Source organism: Mesorhizobium sp. M0768, from assembly GCF_040320195.1.
Lineage (GTDB): Bacteria > Pseudomonadota > Alphaproteobacteria > Rhizobiales > Rhizobiaceae > Mesorhizobium.
In genome coordinates this window covers 41,376-50,391 of record NZ_JAMYPD010000036.1, presented here as the reverse complement: position 1 = coordinate 50,391, position 9,016 = coordinate 41,376, and the positions used below count along the sequence as shown (strand labels likewise).

Annotated in this window: 10 protein-coding genes and 1 pseudogene; 5 read left to right on the top strand and 6 right to left on the bottom strand. The window is 63.4% G+C overall.

From position 1 onward, the window contains the following. From NKI08_RS29540 to NKI08_RS29530, 3 genes and pseudogenes are all read left to right on the top strand, one after another. Positions 1-221: pseudogene (locus NKI08_RS29540) on the top strand (molybdate ABC transporter permease subunit); the annotation flags it as partial. After that, positions 214-1,098, top strand: a complete 885-nt coding sequence (gene cysW / locus NKI08_RS29535; RefSeq protein WP_352473513.1) for a sulfate ABC transporter permease subunit CysW — start codon at positions 214-216, stop codon at positions 1,096-1,098. The pseudogene NKI08_RS29540 and the gene cysW, both read left to right, overlap by 8 nt. A gap of 131 nt (positions 1,099-1,229) precedes the next feature. Beyond that, positions 1,230-2,270: a sulfate/molybdate ABC transporter ATP-binding protein gene (locus NKI08_RS29530; RefSeq protein ID WP_352465240.1), complete on the top strand. Its 1,041-nt coding sequence runs from the start codon at positions 1,230-1,232 to the stop codon at positions 2,268-2,270. A 14-nt stretch (positions 2,271-2,284) separates the two neighbouring features. On the opposite strand, the gene NKI08_RS29525 is transcribed toward NKI08_RS29530, so the two are convergent. After that, positions 2,285-2,683 (bottom strand): type II toxin-antitoxin system VapC family toxin, encoded by a 399-nt coding sequence (locus NKI08_RS29525; protein ID WP_502893814.1) that lies wholly within the window; start codon positions 2,681-2,683, stop codon positions 2,285-2,287. Then, the gene (locus NKI08_RS29520) at positions 2,683-2,955 is read right to left on the bottom strand and encodes an antitoxin (protein ID WP_352774495.1); all 273 of its coding nucleotides are present in this window, start codon (positions 2,953-2,955) and stop codon (positions 2,683-2,685) included. Before NKI08_RS29520 ends, NKI08_RS29525 begins: the two co-directional genes overlap by 1 nt. Before the next feature lie 284 nt (positions 2,956-3,239). Between NKI08_RS29520 and NKI08_RS29515 the strand changes: the two genes are divergently transcribed. Both NKI08_RS29515 and NKI08_RS29510 read left to right on the top strand, forming a co-directional pair. Further along, on the top strand, positions 3,240-4,226 hold the full coding sequence (locus tag NKI08_RS29515) for a sulfate ABC transporter substrate-binding protein (protein WP_352774489.1): 987 nt from the start codon (positions 3,240-3,242) through the stop codon (positions 4,224-4,226). A gap of 247 nt (positions 4,227-4,473) precedes the next feature. Then, on the top strand, positions 4,474-4,923 hold the full coding sequence (locus NKI08_RS29510; protein ID WP_006202816.1) for an RrF2 family transcriptional regulator: 450 nt from the start codon (positions 4,474-4,476) through the stop codon (positions 4,921-4,923). Here NKI08_RS29510 and NKI08_RS29505 read toward each other — a convergent pair. From NKI08_RS29505 to NKI08_RS29490, 4 genes are read right to left on the bottom strand one after another with little or no spacing between them, the layout of a single operon-like run. Further along, positions 4,920-5,465 (bottom strand): gluconokinase, encoded by a 546-nt coding sequence (locus NKI08_RS29505; RefSeq protein WP_352684746.1) that lies wholly within the window; start codon positions 5,463-5,465, stop codon positions 4,920-4,922. The two genes, NKI08_RS29510 and NKI08_RS29505, sit on opposite strands and share 4 nt — an antisense overlap. A 5-nt stretch (positions 5,466-5,470) precedes the next feature. Next, on the bottom strand, positions 5,471-6,457 hold the full coding sequence (locus tag NKI08_RS29500) for an ABC transporter permease (protein ID WP_352465244.1): 987 nt from the start codon (positions 6,455-6,457) through the stop codon (positions 5,471-5,473). Further along, the gene (locus NKI08_RS29495) at positions 6,454-7,434 is read right to left on the bottom strand and encodes an ABC transporter permease (RefSeq protein ID WP_352465245.1); all 981 of its coding nucleotides are present in this window, start codon (positions 7,432-7,434) and stop codon (positions 6,454-6,456) included. The genes NKI08_RS29500 and NKI08_RS29495 overlap by 4 nt, the downstream gene beginning before the upstream one ends. Further along, positions 7,431-8,972, bottom strand: coding sequence for a sugar ABC transporter ATP-binding protein (locus NKI08_RS29490; RefSeq protein ID WP_352774487.1), 1,542 nt, complete (start codon positions 8,970-8,972; stop codon positions 7,431-7,433). Before NKI08_RS29490 ends, NKI08_RS29495 begins: the two co-directional genes overlap by 4 nt. Between the last annotated feature and the right edge of the window lie 44 nt (positions 8,973-9,016).

Below are 9,016 nucleotides of genomic sequence, written 5' to 3'. Positions count from 1 at the left end.
TGGCCTTCGCGCGCGGCGTCGGCGAGTACGGCTCGGTTATCTTCATCGCCGGCAACCTGCCCTACAAATCCGAGATCGCACCGCTTCTGATCGTCATCCGGCTTGAGGAATATAATTATGCCGCGGCGACCGCGATCGCGGCGATCATGCTGGCGCTGTCCTTTGTGATGCTGCTGGTCATCAACCTGGTGCAGACCTGGAGCCGCAAGCGCTATGGCTGACCCGGAGATCAAATCCTACGCGCCGCACCACGAAAGCCGCTCGGCGGCGGTAACCGAAAGCCGCCCTGCGCAAGCCGTGCTGATGGCGGTAACGTTTGCGTTCCTCGCCATCTTCCTGCTCTTGCCGCTGATCATCGTCTTCAAGGAAGCTTTCGCCAAGGGCATCGAGGCCTATACACAGGCGCTAGGCGAACCGGATACGCGCTCGGCGATCCGCCTGACGCTTCTGGTCGCGGCGATCTCGGTGCCGCTCAACATCGTCTTCGGCATTTCCGCCGCCTGGGCGATCGCCAAGTTCGAGTTCAAGGGCAAGGCGTTCCTGACCACACTCATCGACCTGCCCTTTTCCGTCTCGCCGGTCATTTCGGGGCTTGTCTACGTGCTCTTGTTCGGCGCGCAAGGCCTGCTCGGCGCCTGGCTGAAAGCACATGGCATCGTCATCCTGTTTGCCGTGCCGGGCATCGTGCTGGCCACCGTCTTCGTCACCTTCCCCTTCGTCGCCCGCGAATTGATCCCGCTGATGCAGGAACAGGGCAATGGCGACGAGGAGGCTGCCCTGTCGCTCGGGGCCAATGGCTGGCAGGCGTTCTGGTACGTGACGTTGCCCAACGTCAAATGGGGATTGCTCTACGGCGTGCTGTTGTGCAATGCCCGCGCGATGGGTGAGTTCGGCGCCGTCTCGGTCGTGTCGGGCCACATACGCGGGCTGACCAACACCATGCCGCTGCATGTCGAAATCCTTTATAACGAGTACAATGCCGCCGCCGCCTTTGCCGTCGCCTCGCTGCTTGCCGGCCTGGCGCTCGTCACGCTGGTCTTGAAAACACTTCTCGAGATGCGCTACGGCGCCGAGATCGCCGCGACGCGCGGACACTGACAAATGCATGTCGCCCAAAAGTGTGTAGCGGCTTTTGGACAACGACATGCATAAAACAAAGATTTGATGTCGCCCAAAAGTGGGAACCGGTTTTGGGATAACGGCATGCATCAACTACAAAAGGGATTTGCATGGAAGTTCGCGTTGCCAACGTGCGCAAGGAGTTTGAGCGGTTTCCGGCCCTCCACGACGTTTCGCTCGACATCAAGTCGGGAGAACTGATCGCCCTGCTGGGACCGTCCGGTTCCGGCAAGACGACGCTGCTCAGGCTGATTGCCGGATTGGAGCGGCCGACCCGCGGAAAGATCTTCTTCGGCGAAGAGGATGCCTCCCAAAAGTCGATTCAGGAGCGCAATGTCGGCTTCGTCTTCCAGCACTACGCGCTGTTTCGCCATATGACGGTCGCCGACAATATCGGCTTCGGACTCAAGGTCCGGCACGGGCCGTCACGCCCGTCGGCGAAGGAAATCCGACGCCGCGCCTCGGAACTCCTCAACCTCGTTCAGCTTTCCGGTCTGGAAAAACGCTATCCGGCACAGCTTTCGGGCGGCCAGCGCCAGCGCGTGGCGCTGGCCCGCGCCATGGCGATCGAACCGGCCGTGCTTTTGCTCGACGAGCCGTTCGGCGCGCTCGATGCGCAGGTGCGCCGCGAACTGCGCCGCTGGCTGCGCGACATCCACGACGCCACCGGCCACACCACGGTCTTCGTCACCCATGACCAGGAAGAGGCGCTGGAGCTTGCCGACCGTGTCGTGGTGATGAGCCAGGGCCGCATCGAGCAGGTCGGCACCGCCGACGAGATCTACGACACGCCGAACTCTCCCTTCGTCTACGGCTTCATCGGCGAATCGAGTTCGCTTCCGGTCAAGGTCGAGGACGGCCAGGTCTGGATCGCCGACCGGCCGATCGGGCTTTCCGCGCCGCACGCACCGCAAGGCGAAGCGACGCTGTTCTTCCGCCCGCACGATGTCGATCTGGTGGAAGAATGCAACGGCTGCATCGCCGGCACGGTCGCCGCCAGCCGCCGCGTCGCCGGCACCAGGCGGGTCGAGCTCGAAATCGGCGGCGAACGTCAGCGGGTCGAGATCGAATTGCCCGTCGATCATCCGGCGGCGCAGAAAAGTCGCGTGGCTTTCAGGCCGCGGCGCTGGAAGCTTTTTCCGGCTGCTTGATCCTCTATCAGGCGCTACACCAGCCAGTTCTCGATCTTCAGGCCTTTGATCCGGTTGAACTCCCCGGTGTTGGCGGTCACCAGGGTAGTTCCAAGCGCACGGGCGTGGGCAGCAATAAAAAGGTCATTCTGGCCGATGGTCTGGCCCCTGCCTTCCAGTTCTGCGCGAATCGCGCCGTACTCGGCATCCACCGGCACATCGAGCGGCAAGACGGGAATCTCAGCCAGCAATTCCTCGACCTTCTTGTGCAACTTGGCTGATCTTTTCTTGACGCAGCCATATCGCAGTTCCGACGCGACCACGATGCTGGTACACACGGCGGCGTCTCCCACGCGCAGGACAGCGCTTGCGGCTTTCCCGGCCGGATTTCGGATCATGTCGCTGACAATGTTCGTGTCCAGCATGAACCGCATCAAAAAAATTCCTCGGATTTGAGAGGCATATCCTCGACTTCGGGAAAGTCTTCCTCGGCACCGGGCGGCGGCTCTTTCGCCCATTGCGCGAGCAGTGCGGTGAGACCAGGTTTGCGGACCGGCTCGATGATCAGGCGGTCGCCTTCACGGCTGATCAAGACCTTTTCGCCGGGAAGTTCGAACTCGACAGGAATGCGCACCGCCTGGCTGCGATTGTTACGAAACAGCTTCGCCTCCTTCGGCGGGGTTGTTGAATGGCGGTGTTGAGACATGACAACAGCTCCCTTGTATATACTATTTGTATATGCCAGACAGGGCGGCGATGCAATCGCCTTGCACCGCGTTGGCCGGCCGGGAGCCATCGTGCACGCCGACGGCATCGGCGCCGCTGCCAAGCTGTCCTGAGACTCTGCTTGAAAGAAAAAACCAGAAATCGCCCACAGCGGGAATATTTCTTCTATCGACAACGTGGAGCGGCCGCTCTGCGTGCCTCGTCGCGCACGATGCCTTGCCGCTATGGTCCGGCATTAAGCTCATGGCATTGGAGCCTGTTTTCATGAAGCGATTTTTGCTTGGCATCGCCACGTTGGCCGGCCTCTTCCTCGCATCCTCCCAAGCCTGGTCGGCTGACAAATTGCTCAATGCTTCCTATGATGTCGGGCGCGAACTGTTTGCGCAGGTCAACAAGGCGTTCGTCGCCGGCCACCCCGGCGTCACCATCGATCAGTCGCATGCCGGAACCTCGGCACAAGCACGCGCCATCGCCGAAGGCCTCGGCGCCGACGTGGTCACGTTCAACCAGGTCATCGACATCGACTTCCTGGTCAAGAAGGGCCTCATCTCCGCCGACTGGCAGAAGGACTTTCCGGACAACGCCTCGCCTTTCTATTCGCTGCCCTCCTTCCTGGTGCGCGCCGGCAATCCGAAGCACATCAAGGATTGGAACGATCTCGTGCGCGACGACGTCCAGGTGATCTTCCCCAATCCGAAAACATCGGGCAATGCGCGCTACACCTATCTCGCGGCCACCGCCTACGCCAAGGAAGCCTTCAAGGGCGACGATGCCAAGGTGAAGGAGTTCGTGACAAAGCTGTTCAACAACGTGCCGGTGTTCGACAGCGGCGGGCGCGCCGCGACCACCACTTTCGTGCAGCGCGAAATCGGCGACATACTCATCACCTTCGAGTCGGAAACGCGCGGCGTCCGCAAGGAGTATGGCGAGGACAAGTTCGAGCAGGTAACGCCTTCGGTCAGCCTGTTGGCGGAATTTCCGGTGGCGATCGTCGACACGGTTGCAGACGAGCATGGCACGCGCGATCTCGCCAAGACCTATCTCGACTTCCTCTATACACCGGAGGGCCAGGACATCGCCGCCCGCAACGGCCTGCGGGCCCGGGACGCGGCGGTCGCCGCCAAATATAAGGCTGAGTTTCCCGATGTCCGCCTGCTGACGGTGGAGGAGGTCTTCGGCGGCTGGGCCAAGGTCCAGGCCGAGCACTTTGCAGCGGGCGGCCTGCTCGACCAGACTTATGGCAGCCGCTGAGGCGATCCTCCAACTTTGACAGAAGCCGGCTTTGCCGGCTTCTTTGCTTTCGCGCCGCGAAAGGTGATTTCTGGCACTTTCCGGGCGCATTCCGTCCAAAAGGTTACAAAGAATCAACGCGTTTGTGCCTACCGTGAGAACGGACGGCTTGTTTTCGCGAACGGCTTCGCGTGATCAAACCGTCATGATTTGCACACAAACAGCCGCCAGACGCAGGTGGTTGGGGCTTCATGGGTTGACTCGGGGCATGCTTACCAAAAAAGGCAAATACGGCCTCAAGGCCCTCGTGCATCTGTCGGGCCTGCCGGTCGGCCAGCTCGCATTCGTCAACGACATTGCGGTCGCCAATAACATCCCCAAGAAATTCCTGGATGCCATCCTGGGCGAGTTGCGTAACGCCGGCTTCGTCCAGAGCCGCAAGGGCAAGGAAGGCGGTTACCGCCTTGCCCGGCCGGCTTCCGAGATCAAGATCGGCCATGTCGTGCGTGTCCTCGACGGGCCGCTGGCGCCGATCCCCTGCGCCAGCCGCACGCAATACCAGCGCTGCGAGGATTGCGACGAGGCGACCTGCCAGGTTCGGCACATGATGCTGGAGGTCCGGCAGGCGATCGCCGAGGTGCTGGACAACCGCAGCCTCGCGGCCATGCGCGACGCCGACAATGACGATTTCCCAGTCGAACTGACGTCGCAAATCTAGCGCGCGAGCAGGCTCAAGGCAGTCGCGACGGTGTCGGCGACCGGACGCGTGCCATCCAGGGCCATTGCCGCCTCGTCCGCCGCTGGCGCCTCGAGCGTGGCGAACTGGCTGTCGACCAGGCTTGCCGGCATGAAATGACCCTTGCGATTGCCGACGCGCTGTTTTGCTGTTGCCGGGTCGATCTCCAGGTAAACGAAAACGATATCCGGGCAAAAGCGGCGCAGGCGATCGCGGTAGCTGCGCTTCAGCGCCGAGCAGGCGGCGACTACACCTTGCCGGCTTGCGACCGACGCGGCCATCCGCTGGCCGATCGCGTCGAGCCAGCCTTCGCGCAGCGCGTCGGTGAGCGGCTGGCCGCTCGCCATGCGCGCGACGTTTTCGGGCGGATGCAGCCTGTCGCCTTCGATAAAGACGGCGCCCAATGCCGCTGCAAGCGCTTCGCCGACAACCGACTTGCCGCAGCCGGCAACGCCCATCACCACGATGGCGGGTACCGTTCGAACAGTGCTCGCCGGCTTATATGCCACGTCTTTACCGGTCATGCAGGTCAGCGGCTTGCCGGCGCGCGGCCATAGAGCAGCAGCATGGCGACGATGACGACGCCGTAGATGATCTGCCGTCCCGCCTCCGGCATCTGCATGACAGAGAGAATGGACTGCAGAAGCGTGATCAGGATTACCCCGGCGACTGTGCCGAGATAGGAGCCGCGCCCACCGAGGATCGACGTGCCGCCGAGCACCACCGCGGCGATCGACGGCAGCAGATAGGCGTCGCCCATCGACTGTGCCGCCTTGGAGGCATAGCCGGCCAACAGCACGCCGCCGAAGGCGGAGAGCCCGCCCGAAACCGCAAAGGCGATCATCACCACGCGCCTTGTATCGATGCCGGAAAGATAGGCTGCGCGCTCGCGATTGCCGATGCCATAGACGGTGCGGCCGAAGCCGGTGCGGGTCAGCACGAACACCATTGCGGCGCCGATCAGCGCCCAGATGAGGACGGCGTTGGGCACGGCAGGAACGGCAAAGCCGGTCGCCAGATAGCGCATCGCACCGGTCGCCGAATCCTGCGGCGAGAAACCGCCCGTGTAGACCACCATCAGCCCCTGCGCGACGGCGTTGGTGGCAAGCGTGATGATCATCGAGGGAATGCGCAGATAGGCGACGCCGATGCCGTTGACGATGCCGATCAGAACACCGCAGAAGATGCCGAACGGAATGGCAAGCGCCACGCCGACCGGGCCGTATGCGGCCGCGGCACAGGCCATCATCGCGCCGGCCGCCACCGACCAGGGCACCGACAGGTCGATCTGGCCGAGCAGGATGACCAGCATCATGCCGGTCGCGATGACGCCGAGAAACGACGCCACCTTGAGCTGCTGCAAAAGGTATTCAGGCGACAGGAAGCTGCGCGAATAGAGGCTGCCGAGGAACAGCAGCAGCACGATACAGGCGAACGCCGTCAGCACCGCCGGGTCGGCGCGGCGGAGGAATTTCGGCATGCGGCCGGCGAGACCACTCACAGTCGTTTCGCTCACAGGAACCACTCCAGCCGGTTGCGGACCCGAAACAGGGCGAAGGCGCCGAGGCTGACCGCGATCAGCAGAATGACGCCCTGGAACAGGGGCTGCCAGAGCGGATCGAAATCGAAGACGAACAGCAGGTCGCCGATGGTGCGGAAGGCAAGCGCGCCGAAGATCGCGCCGATGGCGCTGCCCTTGCCGCCGAACAGCGACACGCCGCCAAGCACGACCGCGGCAATCGAAAACAGCGTATAGGCGTTGCCGCTGGCATAGGCCGCATCACCGGTATAGGTGAAGAACGTCAGGAACAGCCCGCCGATCGCGGCAAGCAGACCGGCAAGCGCATAGGCGGCGAACTTTCCACGCCGGATCGGCACGCCGGACATGTAGGCCGCCATCTCCGAGGAGCCGGCCGCATAGGCGGCGCGGCCGAGCACCGACCGGCTGAACGGCACCCAGACGACAAGCACGACCGCCAGCAGCGCCACCAGGCTCGCCGGCACAATACCAAACAGGCGCCCGGTCAGCGCATCGGCGAGCCCTTCATTGACCGAGCCGCCCGGAAACGGCCGAAGCAGCAGCGCAATGCCGAAATAGACCGCACCGGTGGCGATAGTGGCGACGATCGGCTGCAGGCGTCCATAGATGACGATGGCGCCGTTGATTGCCCCGCACAGCAGCCCGGTGCCGAGCACGGCGATGACGCCGACGGCGGTCTCGATGCCGGTGCCGACGACCAGCCACGACGCCAGGCAGTTGGTCAGGGTGAAGATCATCCCGACCGAGAGATCGATGCCGGCGGTGATCACCACCAGCGTTTGCGCCATGGCGACGAAGGCGAGCAGCACGCCCTTGTTCGAGGCCGTCTGCACGACGTTGGCGGTGAAGCCCGCCGGATGGTTCGAGGTGTAGATGACGAACATGACGACGAAGATGCCGAACGCCAGTAGCGTTCCGCGCTGTTCGGCAAGCCAGTAGCGCCAATCCTTCACGCGTCCGCTCCTTGCTTTGGCATCTCTTCGTGAATGTTGAGCGCGCTGGCGATCAGCGCCCGCTCGGTGATTTCGGCGCCGACCAGTTCGCGCTTGACCGCGCCGTCATAGAGCACCAGCACGCGGTCGCAGCAGCCGATCAGCTCGTCATAGTCGGTCGAATAGAAGAGGATCGCCGCACCCTGGTCGGCAAGCTTGCGCATCAACTGGTAAAGCTCCTGCTTGGTGCCGACATCGATGCCGCGCGTCGGATCGTTGAGCAGGATGATGCGCGGCTGCCGCATCAGCCATTTGGCGATGACGACCTTCTGCTGGTTGCCACCGGATAGCGCGCCGACCGGAATGTCGAGGCCGGCGGTCTTGATCGCCAGGAGACCCACCATATCGTCGATCAGCCGCTGCTCGGCGGCGCGATCGATGATGCCGGCCCTGGACAGCCGGTCGAGGGCAGCGAATGAGAGGTTTTCGCGCACCGTCATCGGCAGCATCAGCCCCTCGGTCTTGCGGTCCTCCGGGATCAGCGCCATGCCGATCCGGTCATCGCGCGCCGCGGCCGGGCTGGCGATCGCCACCGGCCTGCCGTCGATCAGGATCTGGCCCGACAGGCCACGCAGCACACCGAAGAAGGCGAGCAGCAATTCGCGCTGGCCTTGGCCGTCGAGGCCGCCAAGCCCGACCACCTCGCCCGCCCCGACCGATAGCGAGACATCGTGCAGCCGATCCGTCCAGGACAGGCTGCGCGCCTCCAGAACCGGCGTGGCTGCGGCAGCCGCCCGCGCGGGCTTGGGCGGAAAGATGTGGCTGTATTCGCGCCCGATCATCAGTTCGACGACCTCGTTGTCGCTTTTTGTACCGGCCGCGTAGCTGGCGACATTGCGGCCATTGCGGAACACCGTGCACTGGTCGGCCAACTCGGCGATCTCGTTCATGCGGTGCGATATATAGAGCAGCGCCAGCCCTTCCGAACGCAGCCGCTTCAACACGGCGAAAACCCTGGCGACGTCGGCCGCGGTCAGCGCCGAGGTCGCCTCGTCGAGGATCAGGATACGTGGCTTGCGCGCCAGTGCCTTGGCGATCTCGACCATCTGCCTTCTTGAAAGAGGAAGATCCTTGACCAGCGCCAGCGGATGGATATCGGAAGCGCCGGCGCGAGCGAGGGCTTGTTCGGCGATGCGGCGCTGCGCCTTGCGATCGATCATGCCGAAACGCTTCGGCGGATCGGAAATGACGATGTTGTCGGCAACGCTGAGTTCGGGGACGAGCGACAGTTCCTGGAAGATGCAGACGATGCCGGCCTGGTTGGCAGCGGCCGGCGAAGCGAAGCTCACTTCGTTTCCGTCCAGCATCATGCGGCCCTCGTCGGGCGCAACGACCCCCGCCATGACCTTGATCAGCGTCGATTTGCCGGCGCCGTTCTCGCCGAGAATGGCGTGGATGCTGCCTGGAGTGACCGACAGTTCGGCCTTCTCCAGCGCGCGCACGCCGCCATAGCGCTTGGATATGCCTTCCATGCGGAAGAGCGGAACCGCACCGTCCATCGGCCCTCCCCAGGCGCTTGGCAATCAGGATGTCGAGCGCCGAC